The organism is Streptomyces sp. NPDC032745 (genome assembly GCF_055579465.1).
The window spans coordinates 16,152-42,727 of sequence record NZ_JBVING010000016.1 but is presented as its reverse complement, the minus strand read 5'-3'; the positions used below and the strand labels follow the sequence as shown (position 1 = coordinate 42,727).

General features: G+C 73.3%; 24 protein-coding genes and 1 pseudogene. 13 read left to right on the top strand and 12 right to left on the bottom strand.

Going from position 1 to position 26,576, the window contains the following annotated elements; all coding sequences use genetic code 11:
* Positions 1-197 precede the first annotated feature (197 nt).
* The 3 genes from ACZ5WG_RS32215 to pgm form a co-directional block, all read right to left on the bottom strand.
* Entirely contained in the window at positions 198-857 is a 660-nt protein-coding gene (locus ACZ5WG_RS32215; RefSeq protein WP_468727835.1) for a hypothetical protein, read from the bottom strand.
* Positions 858-1,008: 151 nt separating this feature from the next.
* Positions 1,009-2,226: an FAD-dependent monooxygenase gene (locus ACZ5WG_RS32210; protein ID WP_468727833.1), complete on the bottom strand. Its 1,218-nt coding sequence runs from the start codon at positions 2,224-2,226 to the stop codon at positions 1,009-1,011.
* Between the two features lie 209 nt (positions 2,227-2,435).
* The gene (gene pgm, locus ACZ5WG_RS32205) at positions 2,436-4,076 is read right to left on the bottom strand and encodes a phosphoglucomutase (alpha-D-glucose-1,6-bisphosphate-dependent) (RefSeq protein WP_468727832.1); all 1,641 of its coding nucleotides are present in this window, start codon (positions 4,074-4,076) and stop codon (positions 2,436-2,438) included.
* Positions 4,077-4,726: 650 nt separating this feature from the next.
* Here pgm and ACZ5WG_RS32200 point away from each other — a divergent pair.
* Positions 4,727-5,104, top strand: a pseudogene (locus tag ACZ5WG_RS32200) (amidohydrolase family protein); the annotation flags it as partial.
* Between the two features lie 2 nt (positions 5,105-5,106).
* Here the strand turns inward: ACZ5WG_RS32200 and ACZ5WG_RS32195 are convergent.
* Complete coding sequence (locus ACZ5WG_RS32195) at positions 5,107-6,585, bottom strand: MFS transporter (RefSeq protein WP_468727830.1); 1,479 nt, start codon at positions 6,583-6,585, stop codon at positions 5,107-5,109.
* Positions 6,586-6,662: 77 nt separating this feature from the next.
* Here ACZ5WG_RS32195 and ACZ5WG_RS32190 point away from each other — a divergent pair, with 77 nt between their 5' ends.
* Positions 6,663-7,310 (top strand): helix-turn-helix domain-containing protein, encoded by a 648-nt coding sequence (locus tag ACZ5WG_RS32190; RefSeq protein WP_468727828.1) that lies wholly within the window; start codon positions 6,663-6,665, stop codon positions 7,308-7,310.
* A gap of 22 nt (positions 7,311-7,332) precedes the next feature.
* Here ACZ5WG_RS32190 and ACZ5WG_RS32185 read toward each other — a convergent pair whose 3' ends face one another.
* The 6 genes from ACZ5WG_RS32185 to sigK all read right to left on the bottom strand — a co-directional run bounded on the left by ACZ5WG_RS32185 (position 7,333) and on the right by sigK (position 12,890).
* Positions 7,333-8,184 carry a CHAD domain-containing protein gene (locus tag ACZ5WG_RS32185; protein WP_468727827.1) on the bottom strand — a complete coding sequence of 284 codons (852 nt, stop codon included), beginning with the start codon at positions 8,182-8,184 and terminating at the stop codon, positions 7,333-7,335.
* A gap of 137 nt (positions 8,185-8,321) precedes the next feature.
* Positions 8,322-8,876 carry a hypothetical protein gene (locus ACZ5WG_RS32180; RefSeq protein WP_468727826.1) on the bottom strand — a complete coding sequence of 185 codons (555 nt, stop codon included), beginning with the start codon at positions 8,874-8,876 and terminating at the stop codon, positions 8,322-8,324.
* A gap of 64 nt (positions 8,877-8,940) precedes the next feature.
* Positions 8,941-10,488 (bottom strand): alkaline phosphatase, encoded by a 1,548-nt coding sequence (locus ACZ5WG_RS32175; RefSeq protein ID WP_468727825.1) that lies wholly within the window; start codon positions 10,486-10,488, stop codon positions 8,941-8,943.
* Positions 10,489-10,683: 195 nt separating this feature from the next.
* Entirely contained in the window at positions 10,684-11,151 is a 468-nt protein-coding gene (locus ACZ5WG_RS32170) for an RICIN domain-containing protein (RefSeq protein ID WP_468727823.1), read from the bottom strand.
* Positions 11,152-11,523: 372 nt separating this feature from the next.
* Entirely contained in the window at positions 11,524-12,273 is a 750-nt protein-coding gene (locus tag ACZ5WG_RS32165; RefSeq protein WP_468727822.1) for an anti-sigma factor, read from the bottom strand.
* Positions 12,270-12,890, bottom strand: a complete 621-nt coding sequence (gene sigK, locus ACZ5WG_RS32160; protein WP_468727821.1) for an ECF RNA polymerase sigma factor SigK — start codon at positions 12,888-12,890, stop codon at positions 12,270-12,272. The genes ACZ5WG_RS32165 and sigK overlap by 4 nt, the downstream gene beginning before the upstream one ends.
* Positions 12,891-13,162: 272 nt before the next feature.
* On the opposite strand from sigK, the gene ACZ5WG_RS32155 reads away from it, so the two are divergent.
* Genes ACZ5WG_RS32155 through ACZ5WG_RS32135 form a run of 5 tightly spaced genes read left to right on the top strand, consistent with a single transcriptional unit; the run spans position 13,163 to position 18,048 of the window.
* On the top strand, positions 13,163-14,467 hold the full coding sequence (locus tag ACZ5WG_RS32155) for an NAD(P)/FAD-dependent oxidoreductase (RefSeq protein ID WP_468727820.1): 1,305 nt from the start codon (positions 13,163-13,165) through the stop codon (positions 14,465-14,467).
* A gap of 8 nt (positions 14,468-14,475) precedes the next feature.
* Positions 14,476-15,252: a DUF1365 domain-containing protein gene (locus ACZ5WG_RS32150; RefSeq protein WP_468727818.1), complete on the top strand. Its 777-nt coding sequence runs from the start codon at positions 14,476-14,478 to the stop codon at positions 15,250-15,252.
* Positions 15,249-16,526, top strand: a complete 1,278-nt coding sequence (locus ACZ5WG_RS32145; RefSeq protein WP_468727817.1) for a class I SAM-dependent methyltransferase — start codon at positions 15,249-15,251, stop codon at positions 16,524-16,526. Before ACZ5WG_RS32150 ends, ACZ5WG_RS32145 begins: the two co-directional genes overlap by 4 nt.
* Positions 16,523-17,332 (top strand): DUF1295 domain-containing protein, encoded by an 810-nt coding sequence (locus ACZ5WG_RS32140; RefSeq protein ID WP_468727816.1) that lies wholly within the window; start codon positions 16,523-16,525, stop codon positions 17,330-17,332. The genes ACZ5WG_RS32145 and ACZ5WG_RS32140 overlap by 4 nt, the downstream gene beginning before the upstream one ends.
* Entirely contained in the window at positions 17,329-18,048 is a 720-nt protein-coding gene (locus tag ACZ5WG_RS32135) for an alpha/beta hydrolase (protein ID WP_468727815.1), read from the top strand. Before ACZ5WG_RS32140 ends, ACZ5WG_RS32135 begins: the two co-directional genes overlap by 4 nt.
* 6 nt (positions 18,049-18,054) lie before the next feature.
* On the opposite strand, the gene ACZ5WG_RS32130 is transcribed toward ACZ5WG_RS32135, so the two are convergent.
* Both ACZ5WG_RS32130 and ACZ5WG_RS32125 read right to left on the bottom strand, forming a co-directional pair.
* Positions 18,055-18,675, bottom strand: a complete 621-nt coding sequence (locus ACZ5WG_RS32130) for a hypothetical protein (protein ID WP_468727814.1) — start codon at positions 18,673-18,675, stop codon at positions 18,055-18,057.
* 125 nt (positions 18,676-18,800) lie between these two features.
* A complete protein-coding gene (locus tag ACZ5WG_RS32125) occupies positions 18,801-19,211 on the bottom strand; it encodes an organic hydroperoxide resistance protein (protein ID WP_054220897.1) in 411 nt (136 codons plus the stop codon).
* 123 nt (positions 19,212-19,334) lie between these two features.
* Between ACZ5WG_RS32125 and ACZ5WG_RS32120 the strand changes: the two genes are divergently transcribed.
* From ACZ5WG_RS32120 to ACZ5WG_RS32095, 6 genes are all read left to right on the top strand, one after another.
* Complete coding sequence (locus ACZ5WG_RS32120) at positions 19,335-19,808, top strand: MarR family winged helix-turn-helix transcriptional regulator (protein ID WP_468727813.1); 474 nt, start codon at positions 19,335-19,337, stop codon at positions 19,806-19,808.
* Between the two features lie 65 nt (positions 19,809-19,873).
* Complete coding sequence (locus ACZ5WG_RS32115) at positions 19,874-20,260, top strand: VOC family protein (protein WP_468727812.1); 387 nt, start codon at positions 19,874-19,876, stop codon at positions 20,258-20,260.
* A gap of 295 nt (positions 20,261-20,555) precedes the next feature.
* On the top strand, positions 20,556-22,163 hold the full coding sequence (gene mdlC / locus ACZ5WG_RS32110; RefSeq protein ID WP_468727810.1) for a benzoylformate decarboxylase: 1,608 nt from the start codon (positions 20,556-20,558) through the stop codon (positions 22,161-22,163).
* Positions 22,164-22,199: 36 nt separating this feature from the next.
* Positions 22,200-23,606 (top strand): FAD-binding oxidoreductase, encoded by a 1,407-nt coding sequence (locus ACZ5WG_RS32105; protein WP_468727809.1) that lies wholly within the window; start codon positions 22,200-22,202, stop codon positions 23,604-23,606.
* Entirely contained in the window at positions 23,603-25,030 is a 1,428-nt protein-coding gene (locus tag ACZ5WG_RS32100) for a cytochrome P450 (RefSeq protein WP_468727808.1), read from the top strand. The genes ACZ5WG_RS32105 and ACZ5WG_RS32100 overlap by 4 nt, the downstream gene beginning before the upstream one ends.
* Positions 25,031-25,211: 181 nt before the next feature.
* Positions 25,212-26,567, top strand: a complete 1,356-nt coding sequence (locus tag ACZ5WG_RS32095; RefSeq protein WP_468727807.1) for a lipase family protein — start codon at positions 25,212-25,214, stop codon at positions 26,565-26,567.
* Positions 26,568-26,576 lie beyond the last annotated feature (9 nt).

Sequence of the window (26,576 nt, the reverse complement as noted above, 5' to 3'; positions counted from 1 at the left end):
CGTTCGGAGGGTCGAGGCTAGCAGCGCGGCGGATATCGGTCGGCGCCGATCGGGAAAGAACGGGCACGGACCCGTGGCCGGGCGCATGTATCCGGCCACCGCAGGCGTCGCCGGGCTCCGTCAGCTGGCCGCCGGGTACGGGGACCGGCTGCGCGCTGCCCTCGTGGACCACCGTGCGGGGGACGTGGCGCCCGGTCCTACGAGACGAACTCCTCGTCCCCGTAGCGCACCTTCGCGGTGTTCCAGTCGACCCCGAGCTCGGCTGTGAGCTGCCGGGCGAGGGGGAAGTCGGCGATCGGGGCGATCAGGACGAGGCGGCCGCCCAGGGTGACCGAGCCGCCGCCGAGGCGTTCGCGGGCCTCGGGGTTCGCGAGCAGCGCTTCGCGGAGCCGGGCCGCGGAGACGCCGGGGGCCTGGATCTCCACCGCGTCGGTGTCCGGTGACGTGCGCGGCAGACAGCGGAAGGTGAGCACCGACTCCTGGTGGTACTGCTTGCGGATGACGTCGGCGATGTGGTGGAGCCCGTCGGCGCCGACCCTGTTGACGTCGAACTCCCGCGAGCGCTCGTACGTGGTCTGCTTGAGGTCGCCGGACCAGAAGACTCCGTCCAGCAGGGTCGACGCCCCCGGCCCGGCACCGTTGGTACGGATGATCTCGCGCACCTCGTGGTCGAAGCGCGTCAGCCGGGTCCGCAGCCGTGCATCGTCGGGGTCCGTGATGACCGCGGTGTTGTTGGTGGCGAAGATCTCCCCGGCCGGGCAGCCATGGGTATCCGGGCTCGCCTGCGCGGTTCCCGTACCGGCGGCCCCCAATGCCAGGACGCCGACCGCGACCAGGACACCCATCCGTTGCTTCATGCCTCAACTCCCTGCCCACGGGCTCACGGTGCTGCGCCCGAGGGCGCATCGGGATCACCGTAGGGCCTGCGGCACCGCGCCACGTGCGGCAACGCTCCGCTTGGCCGATAACAAGTGGCAGGACCGTCCGGTCAGTTACGGATCAGGGCCGCTACGGGGTCATGGCCTGGCCGCCGATGTCCGCGGCTCCACCGAGCTGCCCCTGCCACCACGACTCCGCCTCGCGGTGGTTCATGGCGGCCCAGGCGGGCGTCTGCTCGACCTGTCCCCGGCCGAGGCGGCGGGCCAGGGCGACCATCTCCCGCCCGGCCGCGCCCCGCGCAGCCTGGTAGGTGTGCAGCAGCTCGTCCCACGTGCCGGCCCGGCGCCAGGCGTCCTCGAACGCGGTTGCGTCCTGGAGGGCCTTGGCCGCCCCGCTGGTGTTGTGCGGGCGCACCACGGTGGCCGCGTCGCCGGCGAGCAGCAGGCGCCCGGCCGTCGTCCGCGCCGTCTCCAGGTCGTAGATGGGCTGCACGAAGGTGTCTGCGGGCTCTGTCAGTGCGATCACCTGCGCCCAGTACGGCGGGAACTCCCGGTCCAGTAACGCGCCGAGGTGCCCGGTGAGTTCCTCGGTGACCCGTCCCGGCGGGAAACTCGTCGGGTCGTCGAAGGGCAGCCGCCCGGTCTGCGGGGGCATGGCGTACAGGACCCAGTTCACCCGGGGACCGGCCGGCCCGGGAATGCGGTAGATGACGCAGCTTCCGCCACTGAAGCAGACGGTGGTCACCGAATCGGTGGGCCAGCCGCCGTCGCCGAGCGCCTCCAGCCGCCGGGCGTCGAAGTTCCCGCGCCAGCAGACGTAACCGGCGTAGGCCGGCCGGGATTCGGGGCAGACCGCCTCGCGTACCACCGAGCGGTACCCGTCGGCACCGACGACCAGGTCGAAAGCCTCGGCGGTGCCCTGTGCCAGCCGTACCCCGGCCCGCCCGCCGTCGCCGGCCACGCCCGTCACCGCCGCGCCCTGCCGGTAGACCACCGAAGCGGGTGTCGCCTCGCGCAGCCCTCTCCACAGCAGACCCCAGTGGTACGAGTGGAACGGGAACGGCTGCTCCCAGAACACCCTGCCGGCCGGACCGGCCGCCCGGTCGTCCCTGACCACCCACCTGCGCCGGGTCAGCCGGTGCGCTGCGATGCCGGCGGGCAGCGCGCCGGTGGCGGCGAGTTCGGCGGCGCGCCCGTCGTGGATGCAGAGCCCGAGTCCGCGGTCCGCCAGCCGTCCGTGGGTGCGCTCCAGCACCACCACCTCGTCCGCGCCCGCGCGGGCCGCCGCAGACGCCAGGGCGCAGCCCGCAATGCTGCCGCCCACCACCGCGACCGTACCGCCTCGCATACGTGCTCCCTCCGCGCGCTCTCCCGGGGCCCGCCACCCTACTGGGACTTTCCGGCCGGGGCAGGAGGTTCGTCCGATGCCGGACACCCGGCCGGAGCGCGCCCGCGGCCCCGGTACGGCCGGCTCGGATGTTCCGGGCCGGACCGGGGGGAACGGACCGGGGGGAACGGACCGCACCGCACCGGACCGCACCGGGCGCCTCGCGCCGGTCAGCCGGCGAGGGCTGCCGATACGACGGAGCGGGCCTCTTCCTGTACGCGGGTCAGGTGGTCGGGGCCCAGGAAGGATTCGGCGTAGATCTTGTAGACGTCCTCCGTGCCCGACGGGCGGGCCGCGAACCAGGCGTGCTCCGTCGTGACCTTGATGCCTCCGATGGCGGCCCCGTTCCCCGGAGCCTCCGTCAGCACCGCCGTGACGGGCTCCCCCGCCAGGGTGTCGGCGCTGACCTGCCGAGGTGACAGCCGGCCCAGTACCGCCTTCTCCTCACGGGTGGCCGGCGCGTCGATCCGGGCGTACGCGGGCTCGCCGAAGCGGGCCGTCAGGCCGGCGTACCGCTCGCTCGGCGTCTGCCCCGTGACCGCCAGCATCTCCGAGGCCAGCAGGGCCAGGATGATGCCGTCCTTGTCGGTGGTCCACACGGAGCCGTCGCGGCGCAGGAAGGAGGCTCCGGCCGACTCCTCGCCGCCGAAGCCGATGGTGCCCGCGGAGAGCCCGTCCACGAACCACTTGAAACCGACCGGCACCTCGACCAGTTCGCGGCCCAGGTCGGCGGCCACTCGGTCGATCATGCCCGAGGAAACCAGCGTCTTGCCGATGCCCGCGGCCGCCGGCCACTGCTCGCGGTGGCTGTACAGGTACTCGATCGCCGTGGCGAGGTAGTGGTTGGGGTTCATCAGACCGCCGTCCGGGGTCACGATGCCGTGCCGGTCGGCGTCCGCGTCGTTGCCGGTGGCGATCTGGAACCGGTCCCGGCCCTCGATCAACGAGGCCATCGCGTAGGGAGAGGAGCAGTCCATCCGGATCTTGCCGTCCCAGTCCAGCGTCATGAACCGCCAGGTGGGGTCGGTGTGCGGGTTGACCACGGTCAGGTCGAGGCGGTGCTCCTCGGCGATCCGCCCCCAGTACGCCACGGAGGCCCCGCCGAGTGGGTCGGCCCCGATGCGCACACCCGCGGCGCGGACGGCGTCCAGGTCGAGCACGGACGGCAGGTCGCGCACGTACGTGCCGAGGTAGTCGTACGTGCCGGTGGTCGAGGCGGCCGTCGCCCGAACGAACGGGATCCGCCGGACCTCCTTCATGCCCCCGGTGATGATCTCGTTGGCGCGCTCCTGGATCCAGCCGGTCGCCTCGGAGCCGGCGGGTCCGCCGTGGGGCGGGTTGTACTTGAAGCCGCCGTCCGCCGGCGGGTTGTGCGAGGGGGTGACCACCACTCCGTCGGCCAGGGCCGAGGTGCGTCCGCGGTTGTGGGTGAGGATGGCGTGCGAGACCGCGGGCGTCGGGGTGTAGCCGTCCGCGGCGTCGACGAGCACGGTCACATCGTTGGCGGCGAAGACCTCGAGGGCGGTCACCCGGGCGGGTTCGGACAGGGCATGGGTGTCCGCGCCGAGGAACAGGGGGCCGTCGATGCCCTGCTGGGCCCGGTACTCGCAGATGGCCTGGCTGGTCGCGGCGATGTGGTCCTCGTTGAAGGCCGTGGCGAGGGAGGAGCCGCGGTGTCCCGAGGTGCCGAAGCTGACGCGCTGGCCGGGATCCGCCGGATCGGGGTGCAGGGCGTAGTAGGCGGTCACGAGCCGGGCCACGTCGATCAGGTCCTCCGGGCGCGCCTGCTGCCCCGCTCTTTCGTTGAGCATCCGCCCATTCCTCCGTAGTGGATCCGAACTGAATCAAAGAGAACAACCGTGGTCATTGTGTCGCCCCCTGAACGTGCCCGCACCGCCGCGTCGCCACTCGGCCCGCACCTGTGCGTCCGGTCACGCACCCCTCCTGTGTCTTACGGGTGACCGCGGGATCGCCCGGTCGTTGAGCCCGGCGGCACCAACCCCCACCCCCCGGGACCCCGACTGCGGAGACGCGGCAGCTGATGAACGCCCCCTACGGCATCGACCCGGGGACCCTGTCCCGCCGCCGCCTGCTCGCGGCCGCGGGTGCCGTCGGCGCGGCAGAGCTGCTCGGGGCCGGACCCTCGGCAGCGGCACGTACCGGCAGTCCGTCAGCCGCGCCGGCCCCGCTGTCCTTCACGGCGGCCACGAACGGCGCAGCGAGCCTGTCTCCGGACGGGGACCGGCTGATCGCCGAGATCCACAACGTGCTGTGGTCGGTGCCGGGTTCCGGGGGCGACGCCGTGCCGCTCACCGCGGCTGCCCTGGACGCGAACCGGCCCGTGCATTCCCCCGACGGCTCGTCGGTGGCGTTCTGTGCCTACGGCAGCGGCACGTACCACATCTGGACCGTGCGCCCCGACGGAACCGGTCTGCGGCAGCGCGCCGAGGGCCCGTTCGACCTGGGACTGCGCGCCCTGCACCGCGGCGGGCTCTCCCCGGCCGAGGCCCTGCGCACGGTGACCGTACTGCCGGCCCGGCTCTTCGGTCTCGGCGATGAACTCGGCACGGTCCGACCCGGCAGGTTCGCCGACCTGACGATCGTGGACGGTGACCCGTTCACCGACTTCGACACCCTGGTCCGCACCTCCGCCGTCCTCCGAGGCGGCGTGCTCCACACGACCGACGACCTCGTGGCCGCCTGCACCCCGGCGACCGACACCCCGCCGACCGGCACCCCGGCGGCCGGCGGGTCGGCCGCTCGGCGGGCCGACCCGGTGGACTGGTGCCTGGAACGGCTCCTGATGCTGCGCGACGGCTGCTGTCACGCCGCCGGGTAGGGTCAGCCGGCCGGTCGGCGTCGCGCGAGCGTGCGGCCTCCCACGGTGAGGGCGATCGCGGAGACGATCAGCGTCGCCGCGACGGCCAACGTGATCCGCATCCCGTGGGCCACGGCCTCGGGCTGCGCCGTCGTGACGTCGGTCGTCGCCGATGCGAGGGCGAACACGGCGCCCATCACGGACGCGCCGGTGACGAGCCCCAGGTTGCGGGACAGGTTGAGCACTCCCGAGATGACGCCCCGCTGGTCCGGGCCGACGTCTGACATGACGGCGGTGTTGTTCGCCGTCTGGAACACCGCGTAGCCGGCGGTGGTGACCACGAGCGGGACGATGTAGCCGGCCACGCCGAGCGTCACCGGCGTGAGGGACAGGGCGCCGCAGCCCAGGGCAACGCCGCAGAGCCCCGCGACGGTCATGCGCTGTGCGCCGAAGCGGTCCGCGATACGACCGGCCGGCACACCGGTCAGCGCGGAGACGAGCGGACCGACCGACAGGACGAGCCCCACCAGGGCCTCGCCGAGCCCGAGCGCACGCGAGAGGTAGAACGGCCCGACGACCAACGTCGTCATCATCACGGTGGAGACGAGCGCGCTCGTGCCGAGGCTCGCACTCAGCAGTGGATCGCGGAAGACGGCCAACCGGATCAGCGGGGATGCCACTCTCGCCTCGGCCCGTACGAACAAGCCCACTCCGAGGACGGCGGTCGCCAGGAGAGCGATGTTGAGCGGACCGAAACTGCCGCGCCCCACGGTCATGGCCAGGGCGTAGGCCCCGAGCGTCAGGGCGAGGAGCAGGGTGCCCACGTGGTCGAAGCGGCCCCGACCGGTCTTCGCGTCCTGCCCGTCGACGGGCAGGTGCCGGTGGGCAAGGACGAGTGCGAGGACGCCCAGCGGCGCGTTGACGAGGAAGATCGCCCGCCAGCCCGGTCCGGCGAGCAGCAGGCCGCCGAGCGAAGGGCCGAGGGCCGTGCCGATCGAGGACATGGTGCCGAGCAGCCCCATGGCGCTGCCGGTCCTCTCCTTCGGCACCGTCTCGCCGACGAACGCCATGGTCAGCGCCATCATGGTGGCCGCACCGAGGCCCTGCACCGCCCGGGCGGCGATCAGCAGCCAGAGCGTGGGGGCCATGCCGCACAGCACCGAGGCCACCGTGAACAGGGAGATCCCGGACAGGAGCAGCCTGCGGCGGCCGATCATGTCGCCGAGCCGGCCGACGCTGACGATCAGGGTCGTGATGGCGAGGAGATAGGCGAGGACGATCCACTGGACCTGCTGGAACGAGGCGCCGAACACCTGCGCCAGAGTCGGCAGGCCGACGTTGGCGGTGCTGGTGCCGAGCGAGGACAGCAGCATGGCCAGGGACAGGCCGGCGAGCGCCCACCGGACCGAAGTCGTCTTCCCTCCGGCCGTGAAGACCGTGGTGGCGGATCCGTGACCAGGTCCGTGTCCGGCTCCGGGTCTGAAATCACTGTGTGGGTTCATGCCGCGGAGCCTGCCCCCGCGGCCCCGTCACGACAACACTTGTTGCTGTTTCCGGGACAGCGGGGTGGAATGCCTCCATGGACACACCATCCGACACGCCGTCCGACACGCCGTCCGACACGCCGTCCGACACGCCATCGGACACACCGCCGCTGCCCTACCGAGCGGTCCTCGACGAGGTCGGCCCCCGGCTCAAACGGCTGCGTGCCCAGCGCGGCCTCACCCTGGCCGCGCTCTCCGAGGCGACCGGCATCTCCAAGAGCACCCTGTCCCGGCTGGAGTCCGGGCAGCGCCGCCCCAGCCTGGAACTGCTGCTGCCGCTGGCCGGTGCGTACCACGTACCCCTGGACGATCTGGTCGGAGCCCCCGAAGTGGGCGATCCCCGGGTCCGGCTGACGCCCCGTACGCTGCCGAGCGGCGGTTCGTTCGTCCCGCTGTCCCGGAGCCCGGGCCCCCTCCAGGCGTACAAGCTGGTCATCGCCGACCGGGGTGCCGAGCCGGACCTCCGTACGCACGAGGGCTACGAGTGGATGTACGTGCTGGAGGGCCGGCTGCGGCTTGTGCTCGCCGAGCACGATCTGGTCCTCGGCCCCGGCGAGGTCGCCGAGTTCGACACCCGGTTGCCCCACTGGTTCAGCAGCGCCGACGGACGGCCCGTAGAGATCCTCAGCCTCTTCGGGAGACAGGGCGAGCGCATGCACGTCCGCGCGAAGCCCCGCGGCTGACGGCACAAGGCGGGCGTCAGGGTCAGTGTCCGGGGCGGAGCGCGGTGAGCTCTTCGTGCAGTGCGGGCAGGCGTGATTCCGCTGCGGCGGTGGCGCACCACTCGTACTCCGTCAGCGCGCGCAGGGCCTCCCGTACGCCCCGGTCGGGTGCCTCGGACGGCCACGGCTCGATCGTGCGACGGCAGACGGTGCTGTCCTGGTGCTCGCCCAGCAGGTCGTGCAGCGCCGTGAGGCGGCGCAGCGGGTGCCGGAGCAGGTCCGGGTAGGCCCGGGCCACGCTGCGGCCGGTGTCCAGCAGGGGCTTGGCGGCCCTGCGGACCTCGTGCAGTGCGTCCGCCCGCGTCTCGGCGTCCGCGGTCGCCGCCGCTGCCGCGAGTTCCTCGAGGAGGGACGGCCACGCCGCGCAGAACCGGGCGCCGAGTCCGGCGGCGGCCGACTGCGGCACCGTGGTGTCGGCCTTGGCGTCCAGGGCCGCGACCAACGAGGCGTAGCGGGCCCCGTCGAGAACGCCCAGCAGCTCCTGGCGCGCGGGGTCGCGCGATTGCGCGAGGCGCTCGATCGCCCAGCGTGCCGGAGGGCCGGCCGTCCCGGGGTGCCGCAGTACGCGGTGCGCGGTCTCGTCGAGGTGCCGGACCACGCCCAGGTGTTCTCCGAGCCAGGTGCACTCGGCGAACAGCCCGCCGTTCCCGCCGTCGGCCGGTTCGCACTCCCCCAGCGTGTGCCAGACGCTGCGCAGCCGGCGCGAGGCACTGCGCATCGCCTTCACCGCCCCCGGCCGGTCCCGCCGTACGAGCGGCTCCCGCGAGACCAGCCGGTCCCGCTCCCGCCGTACGTACGCACCCACGGCCACCGCGGCCTCCACCTTCATCAGCATCCCTCCACCGGGAGACGTCCGCGCCGGCCGGTCGGGCCCGAGCCGTCCGCGGTGCGCTCGGTCTACCCGGGGAAGGCCCCGGTGAACGCGGACGGGGGCCAGTGCGCCCGATCGAGTGTCGCCGCGGGCCGCGGGCCCTATTCGTTGACCAGGACCGGGAGGGAGAGGACGGCGCTCGACGGGGTACCGGCGAGCTGCTCCGCGGACACGGTGAAGTCGATTCCGTTCCCGGCCGCGCGCGGGCCGTCGTGGTGGTCGCCGGCGGGCGCGTCCGCGCCTTCCTCCTGGTAGTGGAAGGTGCCGGTCCCCAGCAGCCGGCCGTCCGCGTCGTAGTACGCGGCGCGCAGCTCCAGGCTCAGCACGTCGCTGACGTCGGAGGTGATGGCCAGGTGCCCGGTGACGCCCGGCTTCCCGGTGGGCGCGAGCGTGAGCGCCGTCAGCTGCACCCGGTCGGTGAACGGGCCCGGCTCGATGCGGATTTCGCCCGGCTTGGCGGGCGGGGCGAGGACCGCGGCCGGCGCGGGGGCGCCGGACGGCGCGGGCATCGCGACCGGGGCGGCGGAACCGGCCGGCTTGCCTGCGCCGCCTCGGGCGCCGTCGGCGGCGTCCGTGCTGCCGGAGCAGCCGGCGGCGAGCACGAGGAAGGCGGTGGCGGCGAGCGCGGCGGCCGCTCCGCGGGGGAGGTTTCTCATCGGTACGCTCCTGAAAGGGCCGGGGCCGGGAGGGACCTGCCCCCCGGCCCCGGCTGCCCGAAGGTCAGTGCTGCTGGGGAGCCCGGCTGAACAGCGCGCGGTACATCTTCCCGTACAGCTCCGTGTTGTTCTGGCTGGCGGCGAACACGCTGCCGCTGGGGCCGTAGGCGAAGATCGGCACATCGGCGCCGGTGTGGTTGCCGGACAGGTACGTCAGCCACAGGCTCGCGTCCGGGCTGCCGTCCTTGACGCCGGCCGGGTCGTCGGGCGTACGGAACGTGGCGGGCGCGAAGTTCTTCGCGTCGGCCGAGCCCGCGCCGTTGACGGCTCCGCTCGAGCGGGCCGGGTCCTTGGCACCGGAGGCCGCACGGGAGGGGGCGCTGTTGTTCGCCGGGTTGCCCGCGTCCGTGTTGGCCGGGGGCGCAACGGCCTCGGCGTTCGTGTACGAGCCCTTCTCGATGATGTTGAAGCCGGCGCACTCGTGGTCCGCCGTGACGATCACGAGGGTGTGGCCGTCCTTCTTCGCGAACTCGTAAGCGGCCTTCACCGCGTCGTCGAAGGCCTTGACCTCGGCGAGCGTCTGCGCGGCGTCGTTGGCGTGCGAGCGCTTGTCGATCTGGGCGCCCTCGACCTGGAGGAAGAAGCCCTTGCTCTTCTTGCGGTCCTGCTGCTTGCGGTCGGTCAGCAGCGAGATCGACTTCTTGGTCATGTCCGCGAGCGTGGGCTCCTGCTTCTGCGGGGCCTCCGCGGGCAGGCCGGCCTTGGCCTGCTCGACGGTCAGGTTGCCGCGGTTGAACAGGCCGACGACCTTCTTGCCGTTGGCCTTGTCCAGGTCTCCCTTGGTGGCGGCCTTCTGGCTGGCGGCGGTCTGGGCGGGCAGCGCCGGGTCGCCGAAGCTGCCGAGCACCTGGTAGCCCTGGGCCTGCAGCGCCTTCTGGTCGTCCGGCTCGAAGCGGGCGAGGCCGCCGCCGAGGATGACGTCGGCGGTGCCGTTGCGGGCGATCTGCTCGGCGATCGGCGTGATCAGCGTCTTGTCCTGCGGCGCCGGCTCGTACGTGCCGTCCTCCTTCTTGGGGAGGCAGGCGGCCTCGGAGTACACCGGGCCCTGGCAGCCGCGCAGCAGTGCGTGGCTGAACTGGGCCGCCGGGGTGGCGTCGGTGATCTCGGCGGTGGAGACGTTGCCGGTGGCGAAGCCGGCCGCCTTGGCCTGCTCCATCAGCGTGGCGGTCTTCTTCTCGTACGAGTCGACGCCGATGGCCGCGTTGTACGTCTTGACGCCGGACGACCAGGCGGTGGCGGAGCTTGCCGAGTCGGTGACCAGCGCGGGCTTCTGGCTGCCCTTCTCCACGGCGTACGTGGCGACCGCGCCCGTGAACGGGAGGGACTCCATGGTGAGCTTGCCGCCGGGCCCGTAGAAGCGGTCGCGGGCGGCGGTGACATGGGTGCGGCCCATGCCGTCGCCGAGGAGGTAGATGACGTTGCGGACCTCTCCCCTCCCCTGGTCGCCCTGCGGGGTGGCGGAGTTGGCGGTGACGGCCGTACCGGCCGCCACGGCGCCGGCCAGGGCAAGGACGGTCAGCATCTTCGGTGTACTCACGGAACTGCGACGCATGTGTGGGAGATCCCCCTCGGGAGGTGCTGCTCGGGCATGCCGACCGTAGGGGGGTGACATGAACGCGTCCCTATCCGGGGATGGCGCCGAGTCGAACGCGGCGGGCCCTTGCGCCGCTCGTGTCGGCGGCCGGCCCGGGGGCCGGCCGTCATAGTCGTCAGGGAGTCAGGGAGTCAGGGGGTCGGTTGGTCGGGGTCACACCGTCTTCCAGAACTGCCAGGCCACGTTGCCGCAGTTGCGCACGTTGATCCCGGCGTGCTCGCTCGGGTCGCCGTTGTTCTGGATGCTCAGGCACTGGTTGTTGACCTCGGTGCGGAGCCACTGGCCCTCGCGGGTCCAGCGCTGGTTGGCCAGCCCGTGGCAGTCGCCCACGGCCTGGGCCGCGGCGTTGAGTTCGCCGTTGCGTACGTCGAGGCAGTGCAGCTCGGCCAGGTTCCGCAGGACCTTGCCCTCCCAGAACCAGAGCTGGTTGCCGGTTCCGTGACAGGTCTGCACCTCGACGTTGTCCCCGTTGGTCGCGAGGCACTTGTCGTTCAGGGCGCTGTGGAACTCGAAGGTCTCGCGGGCCGCGGATCCGGCGGCGTGGGCGGTCGGCGCCACGGCGAGGACGGGCAGGGCTGCAAGGAGGAGCGCAGGGACACCGCGCATCAGGTTCTTGATCACGACCGGGTTTGTATCCGTACGGCGACCGGCGACGACAGACCCCCGGACACCGGGTCACCCGAATGGAGGCCCGGCTTCACCTGCAGAAACGAACCGGCACACCACGGTCCTCCACAGCACCGCCCCCGGACAGAGCAGTCCCCGGCGGTCCTGTTCCGGTTCCGGGAGTTCAGCCGTCGCTGACGGCTCCCGCACCGACAGGATCTGCCGGGGGCCTGGCCAGAGCCGAGATGGGGGTCACGCGGACTTCTGGACGTCTCCGGAAGTGAGTGCGGCTCTCTCTGGTTGTCCGGTGTATTGACGAGTTTCCTCCCTATTTGGCGCGAGTCAAGAGGTACGGGCCGTTTATTCCCGTCGACCCGTTTCTCCCCGTCAGGCCGGCAGTGCGAGGAGCATCAGGGGGCGGCTGGTGGGATGGGCGGATCCGCCGGCGGGTTCGACGGTGAGTCCCACCCCGGAGGCGCCGAGGACGCCGCCTTCCATGAGCGTGGCGCCCTCGTCGGCGAGGAGCCCGGCGGGGCGCATGGTGCCGTGGTCGTCGAACCAGAGCTGGTACGTCCTGCCCTCGCCGGGGTCGGGGAGTCCGGTGCCGATGAAGACCGCCCTGTTCTGCAGCTTGGAGCTGACCACGGAGGTGGTGGCGCCGCCCGTGGTGCGGCCGTGCACCGTACGGGCGTCGGGGGCTGCCATCACGGAGGTGAGGTCCTGGAGGCGGCGTTCGGAGGCCTCCGCCTGCTGCCGGGCCTCGTCGGTTCGCTGGTTCTGCCAGAGGGTGACGCCCCCGAGGACGGCCGCCGCGGCGAGGCTTGCGGCCAGGGCCAGCGGAACGGCCTTGCGGCGCAGGACGGAGGTGACCGTCAGCGGCTTGCCCGCCGCGTGCAGCAGCGGGGGCAGTTGGCGGACCGAGTCGATGCCGTACAGGACCTCGTCCTTCATGCGCGCGGGCGGCGGGAGCACGGCAGCGGCGCCCAGGCGGGCGGCGGTGGCGGAGAATTCGGCCACCTCCTGCCGGCAGGAGGGACAGTCGGCGAGGTGCGCGCTGAACACCTCGTGCTCCGCAGGTGTGAGCGCGTGCAGGGCGTACGCGCCGGTGAGGGTGTGCAGTTCCCCGTCGTGCTTCATGTGGTCACCCCCATGCAGTCGCGCAGCCGGATGAGCCCGTCGCGCATGCGTGTCTTGATCGTGGGCAGTGGAGTGCGCAGGGTCTCTGCGACCTCCCGGTAGGACAGGCCTTGGTAGTAGGCCAGCGTGACGGCCTGGCGCTGGATCTCGGTCAGGCCGCGCATACAGCGCCGCACCTGTTCGCTCTCCAGACGTGTCTCGACCTGTTCCGCGACCTCGTCGAACGGGCGGGCCTGCTCGCGGGCGGCCTGATCGTACTCGCGATTGATCGCGGCCTGGGCGGAGCGGACGCGGTCGACGGCCCGGCGGTGGGCCAGGGTGGCGGCCCAGGTGCGCACGCTCCCCTGTTCGGGGCGGTAGCGGGCGGCTTGCCGCCACAGGTCGATCATCACCTCCTGTGTCACCTCCTCGGACTGGGCACGGTCGCGTACGACCCGGACGACTATCCCGAAGACGGTCCCGCACAGGGCGTCGTAGAGGGCTGAGAAGGCGTCCTTGTCGCCGCGGGCCACCCGGTACATCAGGTCCTCGAGCCGGGGGCCCACCGCGTCGGGGACGCCGAAGGGCAGCGGTTGCCCGGTGGTGGCGGAAGGTCCGCCGGGGTCGGTCCGTCGCATGACAGTCCTTCCTGTCGAAGGGACCGGCCCTTCCACAAAGAGAGCCGACCGCTCCGGATGGTGCCAGGTCCGCGCTCTTGACCGGTCTTCGGAGCGGACATCTGTGCGGATTGGTCAATGTGCTCGCCAATTCCCGATCGATGTGCACCACCCGCATCGAACCTGATTCCGATTTCGGCAACTGCCACCAATCCGCGGGTGCTCCGGCTGCGAACCAGGAGTGAACCGCCGTCACGGACGACGGCGTGGCGAACGGTGGGGAGTGAAGAACTGTGCGTACGAGGAACGTGGCCGTGATCGGCGGCGGTGTGGCGGGACTGACCGCCGCCTACGTCCTGCAAAAGGCGTGCGACGTCACGCTGTACGAGGCGGACCCCCGGCTGGGAGGCCACGCCCACACCCATGAACTGCCCGCCCCGGGCGGCGGAACCATGGGCGTGGACTCGGGGTTCATCGTCCACAACGCGCGCACCTACCCCCTGCTGCTGCGGCTCTTCCACGAGCTCGGAGTGGCCACGCAGGACTCCGAGATGAGCATGTCGGTGAGGTGCGACGGCTGCGGCTTGGAGTACGCAGGTGCCCGCGGGCCCCTCGGCCTGTTCACCGGGCGGGCGGCCCTGCGCGCCCGGTACCTGCGGCTGCTGGCGGAGGTACCGCTCTTCCACCGCCGCGCGCGCCGCCTGCTGGCCGGGGACGGTCCGGCCGCCGACGGCCCCGGCGGCGACGGTTCCGGCAGCGGCAGCCCGGAGCGGTACACCCTCCGGGCGTTCCTCGCCGACGGCGGCTTCTCCCCGTACTTCGTCACCCACTTCATCACCCCGCTGGTGTCGGCCGTGTGGTCCTGCCCCGCCCACACCGCGCTGGAGTACCCGGCCGCGTACCTGTTCCGCTTCCTCGACCACCACGGGCTGCTGTCCGTGGCGGGCTCCCCGCGGTGGAAGACCGTCACCGGCGGCAGCGCGGCCTACGTCGACAAGGTCGCGAAGGAGATCAGCAACGTCCGGGCCGCCACCCCGGTCGTCCGGGTGGACCGCATACCGAGCGGCGCCCTGGTGGGCAGCGACGACGGCATCACCGACGCCTACGACGCCGTCGTCATCGCCACGCACCCCGACCAGGCGCTGCGTCTGCTGGCCGACCCCACCCGGGACGAGCAGCGGATCCTCGGCGCCTTCCGGTACGAGGCGAACCCGACCGTGCTGCACACCGACACCGGCCTGCTGCCCCGCTCGCCGCGGGCCCGGGCCTCCTGGAACTACCACCTCACCGACTGCCGCCCGGGAGCGGAAGGGGTCCGGGTCAGCTACGACATGACGCGGCTGCAGCGGCTGCCGGGCGACACCGGCTACGTCGTCACCCTGAACGCGGGCGGGCGGATCGACCCCGAGCACGTCCTGGCCCGCATGGAGTACGCGCACCCCGTCTACACGCCCGAGTCGGTGGCGGCGCAGCGATCGCTGCCCCGCCTCAACACCTCGGTCACCGCCTTCGCCGGGGCGTACCACGGGTGGGGGTTCCACGAGGACGGCTGCCGGTCGGGCGTACGGGCCGCCGCCGCGCTGGGTGTCCGATGGTGACCCCGGCGGTGGCCCCTGTGGCGGCGCCGGGAACCGGTCCGGCCCAGCCCGCCGTGGCCGTACCGGCTCTGTACGACTGCGTCGTCTCGCATGCGCGGACGGCCCCGGTGCGGCACGCCTTCCGGCACCGCACGTACATGTGGCTCGTGGACCTGGACGCCCTCCCCCGGCTCCCGTGGCCACTGCGCCCCCTGGCCCGGTTCGACGCCCGCGACCACTTCGACGCCGCCGCACCGACCATCCGGACCGGCCTGGACGCGTACCTGGCCTCCCGGGACGTGCACCTCGACGGCGGGCGGGTCCTGATGCTGGCCCACGCCCGGGTCCTGGGGTACGTCTTCAACCCGCTGACCCTGTACTGGTGCCACGACCGCTCCGGCGCCCAGGTCTGCGTGGTGGCCGAGGTCCACAACACGTACGGGCAGCGCCACTGCCACCTGCTGCGGACCGACGGCGCCGGCCGGGCCGAGGCGGCGAAGGAGCTGTACGTCTCCCCGTTCTTCCCCGTCGACGGCCGCTACCGCATGCGGCTGCCGGAGCCTCGGGAGCGGCTGGAGGTCACCGTCCAGCTCGAGCGCGCCGGGCAGCGGCCGTTCACCGCGACCCTGCGCGGCCGGCACCGCCCCGCCACCCCCCTCGCCCTGCTGCGTGCCGCCGCCCGGCGGCCGTGGTCCACCGCCGCCGTGTGGGCCGGGATCCGCCGCCACGGCATCCACCTGCTGCTCCGCGGGCTGCCCGTCCAGCCCCGGCCCGACCGCGCACTCGAGGAAGGCATCGCCCCGTGACCCTTTCCCTCCCCCGCCTCGCCGGCCAACCCGAGGAGCGGTGCTCCATCGACGCACAGGCATGGCCGGACGTGGCGCACCCGCCGGCGGCGCCCTTCGGACACGCGGCCGTCGCCCGCCGGCTCGTCCGCCGCGCCGTGACGGCGCTGCCCCTGCGCTGCCGGTTCGGCGCCGAGCCGCCGAGCGGCAGCGGGCCGTCGCTGACGGTCCACGACCCGGACGCGTTCTTCCGCCGGATCGGGGCGCACGGGCTGATCGGCTTCGGCGAGTCCTACATGGCGGGCGAATGGGACAGCGACGACCTGACCGGCCTGCTGACCGTCCTCACCGCGCACGTGGACGACCTGGTTCCCGCCCCGCTGCGCCGGCTGCGCGGGGCATGGGTGCAGCGCAGGCCCGAAGCCCAGCTGAACTCCCGGGCCGGGTCCCGGCAGAACGTCCACCGCCACTACGACCTGTCGAACGAACTGTTCGCGCTCTTCCTCGACGAGACCCTGTCGTACTCCTCCGCCGTGTTCACGGCGTTCCCCGCGCGCCGCGAGAGCCTGCCGGCCGCTCAGCACCGGAAGATCGACCGGCTGCTGGACCTCGCCTGCGTAGGCCCGGGCAAGCGCCTGCTGGAGATCGGCACCGGCTGGGGTGAGCTCGCCCTGCGCGCGGCCGCCCGCGGGGCGCGTGTGACGACCGTGACCCTCTCCGCCGAGCAGCAGCACCTCGCGCGCCGCCGTATCGCCGCCGCGGGGCTGGCCGACCGGGTGGACGTCGAGCTGCGGGACTACCGCGATCTGGAGGGCCGGTACGACGCGGTGGTGAGCGTGGAGATGATCGAGGCGGTCGGCAGGGATTTCTGGCCGACGTACTTCGCCGCCCTGCGCGATGCGGTGGCGCCCGGCGGGCGGATCGCGCTGCAGGCCATCACCATGGGCCACGAGCAGATGCTGCACACCTCCCGTACGCACACCTGGATCAGCAAGTACGTCTTCCCCGGCGGCCTCATCCCCTCCCGCGAGGCCATCGAGGCGCACTCGGCCGGCGCCGGGCTGCGGATCGTCTCCGACCAGGGGTACGGCGACCACTACGCGCAGACCCTGTGCCTGTGGCGGGAACGCTTCACGGAGCGGGCCGACGCCGTGGCGGCGCTCGGCTTCGACCCCACGTTCCGGCGCATGTGGGAGTTCTACCTCGCCTACTCCGAAGCCGGGTTCCGGGCCCGCTACCTCGACGTCCGGCAACTGCTCCTGACGGAGGACGTCTCACTGGGAGCACGGCCGTGAACCCGGCCTCCTGGGAGGCCTTCGGGAGCAATCTGGCCGCTGCCGCCGCCACGGCCGCGGGCTTGCTGCTCCTGGCCTTCGCGGTCGGGACGGCCCGCCGCCTGCACCGGACGGTGGACGTCGCCTGGGGCCTCGCGTTCGCCGCGGTCGCGACGGTCTCGTACGCGCTGTCGTCCGGGTACGGGGACGGCGGCCGGCGGCTCCTGGTCGCCGCCGCCACCGTCGTGTGGGGGGTGCGGCTGGCCGCGCACATCGCCTGGCGCGGCCGCGGGGACGGCGAGGACCCCCGCTATGCGAAGCTCCTCGCCCGGGGGCGGGGCAACCGGCACGTGCGCGCCCTGTTCAAGGTGTACCTGCTCCAGGCGGGCCTGGTCTGGCTGGTCTCGCTGCCGGTGCAGAGCGCCTCGTACGCAGGCTCCCCCATCGGCGCCCTCGCCGCGCTCGGCGGCGGGCTCTGGGCGGTGGGTCTGGCATTCGAGGCCGTCGGGGACTTCCAGCTCGCCCGGTTCAAGGCCGATCCCGAGCACCGCGGTACGGTCATGGACCGGGGGCTGTGGGCATGGACCCGCCACCCCAACTACTTCGGCGACTTCCTCGTCTGGTGGGGGCTCTACCTGATGGCCTGCGGCACGTGGCAGGCCGCCCTGCTGTGCCTGGTGTCGCCGGTGGTCATGACGCTGCTGCTGACCAAGGGGAGCGGCAAGCGCCTGTTGGAGGCCCATATGGCAGACCGGCCCGGCTACGCCGGCTACACCGCCCGTACCAGCGGGTTCCTCCCGCTGCCGCCCCGGCGGGGCCACGCATGAAGCAGCCGACGGGCGCGCTGGCGCTGCGCCGGGTGCCGCGGGAACCGAGCGCCGCGGTGCTCCTGCTGCACGGCGGCCGTCCGGAGGGGCTCGAGGCGCCGCCGCGGCCGAACCTGCCGGGGCTGCGGATGCTTCCGTTCGCGCGGGCCATCGCGGACGCCGGGCCGGCCAAGGACGTGGTGGTGGCGGAGGTCCGTTACGTGCACCGGGGCTGGAACGGCCACCGCGCGGATCCGGTCCACGACGTCTGGCAGGCCCTGCGCGAACTGCGCTGCGTGGCCGGAGCGCTGCCCGTGGTGCTCGTCGGGCATTCCATGGGGGGACGGGCCGCGCTGCGGGCGGCCGCCGACCCGCTGGTCCGCGCCGTGGTCGGGCTCGCGCCGTGGTGCCCGCCGGGCGAACCGGTGGTGCATCTCGGGGACACGGCCGTGGTGCTCCTGCACGACGAGGCGGACCGCATCACCGATGCGCAGGCGTCGTGGGACTACGTACGGCGGGCCCGTGCGCGGGGGGCCCGGGCCGGAGGCATCGTCATGCCGCACGGGCGGCACGCGATGCTCCGCCAGGCGCGCACCTGGCACCGGATCGCCACGGACACCACGCTGGGCCTGCTCGGCCTGACCGCCCTCCCGGACGAGTTGTTCACCGGCCGGGTCCCCGCGGCGAGGCCGGGTCTGCCGGCTCCGGCCCGGGGGATCCGGACCGGGATCCGGTGAATCCGGTCAGCTGCCGGAGGGAGCGGCGGCCGTGCGGGGGCGGTGGTCCGGGGTGTCGGCCTGCCGGCCCAGGGGCGCGAGGGCGAGGAGGAACAGCAGCCCTGCCAGCGGCAGCAGGTCCAGGCTGACGCCCGTGGCCACGATGCCCGCGACCACGGCGGCGGGCCGCCAGGCGGCGATCCGCCGCAGCGCCGCGAGCTGGGTCATGAGCAGCAGCAGACCGACGTAGAAGAGGAGTGGACCGACGCTGTAGACGGCGGGCTCGACACCTGCGTGGGACTGGACTCGCCGGAAGAGTTCGCGCATCGCCTCGCGGTCCTCGCTGAGGAAGCCGACGACGAGGTCGATGACCGCCTGCGCGACGACCGCGGCAGCGCCCAGCAGGCCCGTCGCCGCTCCGGCGGCGGCGAGCCCGCGGCCGGCCGGGCCGCGCCCGCGCACCGCCGTCCGCCGCATCCCCAGCACGATCGGGATGAAGCACAACACGCCGGCCAGGAAGGCGAGATGCCCGAGCGACCAGGCCAGTCCGGGGCCGTGTTCCCCGTCGGTCAGCCGGATGAGTCCGTAGGCCGTCATGCAGAGCGGACCGACGGTGAACGCCGTCCGCTGCCATGGTGTGTTCGACATGCGTTGATCATGTCGGCGCCGGGGTCGCCCTGCCCTCGGGGAAGGCCCTGAGCCGACCCTGAGCCACCCCCGACGGCCGGGCCGGGGCCGGGCGGGGGCCCCGGTGACAGGGCCCCCGATCGGTACTACTCGATCACCAGCTCGACCGGGATGTTGCCGCGGGTGGCCTTGGAGTAGGGGCAGACCTCGTGGGCCTGCTTGACCAGCAGGGCGCCCGTCTCACCGGCGAGGGACTCCGGGAGCTCGACGCGCAGGGTGACGGCCAGGCCGAAGCCCGTGTCGTCCTTGCCGATCGAGGCCTCCGCGGTGACCGACACCTCACCGGTGTCGACCTTGGCCTGCCGGCCGACCAGGCCGAGAGCGCTGGCGAAGCAGGCCGCGTAGCCCGCCGCGAAGAGCTGCTCGGGGTTGGTGCCCTGGCCGTTGCCGCCGAGCGCCGGCGGCATGGCGAGCGCGAGGTCGATCTGGCCGTCGGAGCTGACCGTGCGGCCTTCGCGGCCGTTGGCGGTGGCGACAGCGGTGTACAGCGCGTCCATCGGGGTTCCTCTCGCGGGGTGACCGTGTCAGCCGGTGATCGGCTGACGTCCACTACTAGAGCACACAATTTAGTTGTGCACAACTAAATGACCCGCAAGCTTTGCCCGGGTACACTTGCCTTCATGAGCGAGCAGCCCACCGAAACCCTCCGCGACGAGGACTTCCTCCGCCTGGACGGCCAGATCTGCTTCGCGCTGAACGCGGCGAGCAGGGCCTTCAACGGCCTCTACCGCGTCGTCCTCAAGGACCTCGGCCTGACCTACCCCCAGTACCTGGTGATGCTCGTGCTCTGGGAACACGGCACGACGCCCGTCAAGGAGCTCGGGAACCACCTGAGGCTCGACTCGGGGACGCTGTCCCCCCTGCTCAAGCGCCTCGAGGCCGCAGGACTGGTCCACCGCGAGCGCAGCACCGAGGACGAGCGGTCCGTACACGTCGGCCCCACCGGGGCGGGTACGGCGCTGCGCGCACGCGCGGTGGAGGTACCGCGCCGGATCGCGGCCGCCACCGGCTTCGAGCTCGCCGAGATCCGCGACCTCCAGACCCGCCTGAACCGCCTCACCACTGCGCTGGACGCCGCCGTCCCGGAGGCCTGACGGGCACCCGGCGCCGGAAGCCATCCGCAAGGCGCGCGCCGCGCAGAAGGCCTAGGTTCGTCGGCATGGTGCATGTACTGGGCAGCCGGGTCCTGCTGACCCCCACGGACCCGGAACGCTCGCGTGCCTTCTACGGAGTCACGCTGGGGCTCGCCGTCTACCGGGAGTTCGGCACCGGGCCGGAACGCGGCACGGTCTACTTCCTGGGCGGCGGCTTCCTGGAGGTCTCGGGCCGCGCCGAGACCCCGCCGGCGCCCGGGCTCCGGCTGTGGCTGCAAGTCGCCGACGCGCAGGCGGCGTACGAGGAGCTGCGGATGCGGGGGGCCGAGGTGCTGCGGCCGCCCCGGCGGGAGCCCTGGGGCCTGATCGAGATGTGGATCACCGACCCGGACGGCGTCCGCATCGCGGTGGTGGAGGTCCCGGCGGACCACCCCCTGCGGTTCCGCCCCTGAGCCTCCGCACGGCTCGACCGGCGCACGCCGGCTTCCGCTGCGGCGGGGGGCGTGTCCCGCCGAATCCCGCGCGCCCCCGCCGGTGGAGTGAACACGTCCTCCACTCATCAGGGGGACATCCGGCCCGGCCCGTGGACGCGGCGTCAACCGCGCCCGGGCGCGAGGCCGGTACCGGGGCGGGTCCGTGACAGCCACTTAGCAGACACGGGTGGACCGTGGAGGCCTTTTGTAAAGATCAACTCAGTGTGCTGGATTGATCACCGACAGTGCCCCCGGCTGCGCGGAAGGACACCGAATGCGCACGGTTCGAGAATCAGTCCTGGACGTTCTACGAGCACGTGGTATCACCACGGTCTTCGGCAACCCCGGCTCGACCGAACTGCCGATGCTCAAGCAGTTCCCCGACGACTTCCGGTACGTACTCGGCCTCCAGGAGGCCGTCGTCGTCGGCATGGCCGACGGTTTCGCCCTCGCCTCCGGAACCACCTCCCTGGTCAACCTGCACACCGGCCCCGGCATCGGAAACGCGATGGGCGCGATCCTCAACGCCCGCGCGAACCGCACCCCGATGGTCGTCACCGCCGGGCAGCAGGTGCGCGCCATGCTCACCATGGAGGCCCTGCTCTCCAACCCGCAGGCCACGCTGCTCCCCCAGCCCGCCGTCAAGTGGGCGTACGAGCCCCCGCGCCCGGCCGACGTCCCGGCCGCGCTGGCCCGCGCCGTGCAGGTCGCCGAAACCCCGCCCCACGGGCCGGTGTTCCTCTCCCTGCCCATGGATGACTTCGACGCGGAGCTCACCGAGGCGGAGGACCGGGCCGGCCAGGCGGCCGCGGCCCGTCGGATCACGCACGCCGCGGCACCCGATGCGGCCACGGTCGCGGCACTCGCCGAGCGGATCTCCCGCGCCCGCTCCGCCGTGCTCGTCGTCGGCGACGACGTCGACGCCTCCGGCGCCTGGGACGCGGTCCTCGAGCTCGCCGAGCGCACCGGGCTGCCCGTCTGGGCGGCGCCCGTCTCGGCCCGCGTCTCCTTCCCCCGCAGCCATCCGCAGTACCGCGGGGAACTGACCCCGGCGATCGGCCCTCTCGGCCGCCAGCTCTCGGGGCACGACCTGGTCGTCGTGGTCGGGGCGCCCGTGTTCCGCTACTACCCCTACGTCCCCGGCTCGCACCTGCCCGAGGGCACCGAGCTCGTCCTCCTCACCCGGGACGCCGAGGAAGCCGCCAAGGCCCCCGTCGGGGATGCGGTCGTCGCGGACCTCGCACTGACCGTACGGGCGCTCGCGGACCGGCTCCCGGCCGGCGGCGGGACCGCGCCCGCGCCGCACGAACAGGTGCGGTTCCCCGAGGCGGCCGACGGCGTCCTCACCCCGCTCGCCGCCATGACGGCCATCGCGCAGGGCGCCCCGGAGAACACCCTCTGGGTCAACGAATCGCCCTCCAACGTCCCGCAGTTCCACGAGGCCACCCGGATCAGCACCCCGGGCTCCTACCTGTTCTCCGCGGGCGGCGGACTCGGCTTCGGGGCCGCCGCGGCCGTCGGCGCCCAGCTCGGCGCACCCGAGCGGCCCGTGGTCTGCGTCATCGGCGACGGCTCCATCCACTACGCCGTGCAGGCCCTGTGGACGGCGGCCACGTACAAGGTCCCCGTCACCTTCGTCGTCCTCAGCAACGCCAAGTACGCGATCCTCCAGTGGTTCGCGCAGCTCGAGCACGCCCAGGGCGCGCCCGGCCTCGACATCCCCGGTCTCGACATCACGGCCGTCGCCGACGGCTACGGGGTGCGCACCCACCGGGCCCACGGCGCGGGTGAACTCACCAAGCTCGTACGGGACTCCGCGTCCCAGCAGGACGGACCGGTGCTCATCGACGTGCCCGTGACCACCGAGCTCCCCTCCCTCTGAGCCCGGATCCCAGCCCCCACCACCAGAAGGCCCCACATGTCCCCCGACACCCCCCTCCTGTCCCGCCTGCGCACCCTCCTCACCGACCACGCCGACGTCCTGCACACCGACCCCGAGACCCTCGCCGCGCACGCCCGCGACGCAGCGCCGTTCTCCGAGGCCGGCACCCCCGCCGTCGTCGCCTTCCCGCGCACCGCCGAGCAGGTCCGGCACATCATGCGCACCACGTACGAGCTCGGCGTCCCCGTCGTCCCGCAGGGCGCCCGCACCGGTCTCGCGGGCGCCGCGAACGCGATCGACGGCTGCGTCGTCCTGAGCACCGCCCGGATGGACCGCATCCTCGAGATCGACCCCGCCAACCGGCTCGTGCGCTGCGAGCCCGGCGTGGTCACCAAGCGCCTGAACGACGCCGCCGCCGAGCACGGGCTCTCGTACCCGCCCGACCCGGCCTCCTGGGAGCACTGCACCATCGGCGGGAACATCGCCACCGGCGCCGGCGGCATCTGCTGCGTCAAGTACGGGGTCACGGCCGACTACGTCCGCGGCCTGGACCTCGTCCTCGCCGACGGCCGCCGCATGCGGACCGGGCGGGACACCGCCAAGGGGGTCGCCGGTTACGACCTGACCCGTCTGCTCGTCGGCTCCGAGGGCACCCTGGCCGTCATCGTCGGCGCCACGCTCGCGCTGCGTCCCGTACGGCCGCCCGCCCTGGCCCTGCTCGCCCAGTTCCCGACCCTCACGGCGGCCGGGGACGCCGTCGCCGCGATCACCAAGACCGGCCACGTCCCGTCCGCCCTCGAACTCCTCGACCGGGCCACCTCCCAGGCCGTCGCCGACCACGGGCACCCGATGCTGGCCCCGGGCGCCGCCGCCACGCTCATCATCGAGAGCGACACCGCCGACCCCGGCCGTGACCTCGCGGCGATGGCCCTCCTGTGCAAGGAGGCCGGGTCCCAGAACGTGGTCACCGCCTCCAGCGCCGAGGAGTCCCGGCACGTCATCGAGGCCCGGCGGCTGGTCACCCCTGCCCTGGGGGCGTTCGCCGCGACCCTGGGCGGCAGGCCGACCGCCTTCATCGAGGACGTGGCCGTGCCCCGGTCCGAACTGGCCAAGTTCATGGGCACCATCGAGGAGATCGCCGTACGGAACCGGCTGCGGATCTTCACCCTCGGCCACGCGGGTGACGGCAACCTGCACCCGACCGTCGTCTTCGACGAATCGGACGCGGACGAGTTCCGCCGCGCGCAGACCGCGTACGACGACATCATGGCGGCGGGTCTCGCCCTCGGCGGCACCAGCACCGGCGAGCACGGCATCGGCACCCTCAAGCGCGAGTGGCTGACCCGCGAACTCGACCCGGTCAGCCTGGAGCTGCAGCGCGGGCTCAAGCGCCTCTTCGACCCGAAGAACCTGCTCAACCCCGGCAAGGTCGTGGAGGCATGACCGAGGCCGCGGCCCGCACCGGGGCCGCTGACGAGAGCACGACCGCGGCCGCCGGGATCCCGGACCAAGCCGCAGACACCGGCTCCGCCTCCCTCCCCGTACCCCGGCCCGCCCGGGCCGGGCGCGCCGAAACCGTCCGGTTCGCCGCCACGCACACGCTGCCCGCCTTCGTCCGCGGGGCCTTCCACCTGCGGCCCCGGGTGGTGGCGGCGTACGCGGCCCTCGGCCAGCAGGGCTGGTCGGCCGCGACCCTGCGGGCGATGCGGGCACGGCACGGCGGGGCGCCCGTGGAGGTGCGCGGGCTCTCGGGGACCCTGCTGGTCCTGCTGGACCACGCCGACGTGCAGCGGTTCTACGAACTGCCGGTGCGCACCCTCGCCATGGACGCGCCCGACAAGTACAAGGGCCTGTCGCTGCTGGAGCCCACCGGCGTCATCTGCTCCCACGGCGACACCCGCGAGGAGCGCCGGCGCGTCAACGACGAAGTGCTCGCTGCCGAGCAGCCCGTGCACCCCTCGTGCCAGGAGTTCCAGGCCATCATCGCGGAGGAGGCAGCCGCCCTGATCCAGGGCTGCGAGCTGGACTTCCCGCTGCTGCGCCGTACGGTGGCCCGGATCGGGCGCCGGATGGTCCTCGGCGACGCGGCCGCGGGTGACGAGGAGCTCGCCCGGTGGCTGCTCGCGATCCGCGAGGAGGCCAACTGGATGCGGATGCGCAAGGGTCGCGCCGTGGCCGCCGAGGCGCTGTACCGCAAGGCCGCCGCCCGCGTCGAGGAGTACGCGGCCCGGGCGGAGCCGTACACCCTGGCCGCGCTCGCCCGCAGCCACCCGGCCGCCTCCGGGCCTGATGCGGCCGCGCTGGACGCGGTGGGGCAGGCCCACCACTGGCTGCTCGCCCTCGACACGGTCGCCCCGACCGTGGCCCGGACCCTGCTCCTGCTCGCCGCATATCCGGCCGAGCAGGAGGCCCTGCGGGCCGAGGTGGACGGCGGTGGAGCGGAGCTCCCCCGACTGCGGGCCTGTGTACAGGAGACCCTGCGACTGTTCCCGATCGTGCCGGACCTCGTACGGGTCACCCGGGCCGAGACTGAGTGGCGCGGGGTCCACTATCCGGCGGGGACGGCGGTGCTGGTGCCCGCCCTGTTCCACCAGCGGGATCCCGAACACGTGCCTGCGGCGCACCAGTTCGTGCCCGCCCGGTGGCTGCGGCCCGGGGCGGAGCAGGACATCCGGATGGCGCCCTTCAGCCACGGCGGCGGCCGCTGCCCCGGCGAGCACCTGGGCGTACTGACGGCGGCCGCGCTGGCAGCGGCGGTGCTGCGGGGCCACCGGGTCACGGGCGGCCGGCCCGCGGTGGACCCGTGCCTTCCGCTGCCCGGCATCCTCTCCGCGGCCGGCATCCGGCTCACCCTCGCCCAGCGCTGAGCAGCCGGCGCCGAGCAGCCGGCGCCGGGCACGCGCGCCGGCGCGGGGCCGGGCAGCCGCCGGGCCCCGCGCCGCACGTCCCACGCCCCCCGTCCCGGCCCCGCCCCCGCCCCCGCCTCGCCCACGCCCGCACTTCACCCGTGTCCCGTACCTCCCCCACCATGCCCCGGAGGGCACCTGCATGACCGATGCCATGACCGCCGTCACCGGGCAAGAACCGGACATCGACTCCCTGCACCACATGTGCCGCCTGCTCGCGGAGGCCGCCGAAGGAGTGGGGGACGCCTCCCGTTACGCGTCGGCACTCGCCCTCGGCACGCGGCTGCCGCGAACCGCCCGCGGTGGCGCCGCCTGGCGCACCCTGCTGCGGACGATCACCGACCCCAAGGGGCTGGGCTGGGCCCCGCGCGGCCGCGGGCTCGCCGGGATCGGCTGGCTCGCCGGGGTGTTCACCAGCCGCGAGAGCCTCGCTGTGAGCCTGGCCGTGACGGGCCTCAAGGCCCGGATCCGGGCCGCCGCCGTGACCCACCCCGAGCTGCTCGGCGACCCCGACACCGCGCGCGTACTGAGAGCCGTAGAGGGGGACCGCCAGCGGGAGGCGATCCGCGTCTTCCGCTCCATCCTCGGGAACAAGGGCGCCGAGCGCACGTTCGCCCTGCTGGCCCCCTCGTTCGCCGACATCCTCGCGTGGAACGCCCTCACCGACGAGAACCCCCTCAACGACTCGGCGGGCTGGGAGGTCGCCACCGGCCGCACCCTGACCGGCTCCGAGCCGATCCTCGGCGTCAGCGCACGGCTCTGGGCCCTCCTCGACCGCGGCCCCGGCCGGGCCGAACCGTTCGTCCCCTCAGCGGCGCTCGCCGGGAGCCTCGACACCACCGGCACCATCGCCGGATACGTCCGCAACATCGACGCGGTGGGCACCGACGGAACGCTGCTGGTCCAGCAGGTCGTGGGACCGGACGGCGTCCAGCGGTACGTCGTCCAGCTCGCCGGCATGTCCGGCGTCAGCGACGAGAGCCCCCAGGACCTGCTGGGCGCGGTGCACGCGGTCGCGAGGCCGGCCACCCCGTACTCGAGGGCCGTCTCCAAGGCGCTGCGCCAGCTGATCCCCTCGGGCTGCGAACTGGCCCTGGTGGGCCACAGCCTGGGCGGGATCACCGCCATGAACCTCGCCGCCGACCGGGACTTCTGCGGCATCCACCGGGTCACGCACGTCGTCGCGGTCGGCTCCCCCATCGACGGCAAGCGCCCGGCCGATCCGCGGACCCGGGTGTACTCGCTGGTCAACGAGCACGACGTGGTGCCCAGCCTGGAGGGGCGCTCCTCGGTCTCCCCGTACGCGCTTCCGGCGCAGTTCACCGAGTTCACCTGGACCGACGACACGCACGCCTTCCCGCTGTGCCATGCCGCAGAGCGGTACGCGCACAACCTCGAGTACGAGGTACCCGAGGCGAGCGCGCTCGTGGACGCGGACCTCGCGCCGTTCCGGGGCCGGGTGACCGCCACCCGCTTCTTCCGGCTCTACGACCGCTGACCGGGGCTC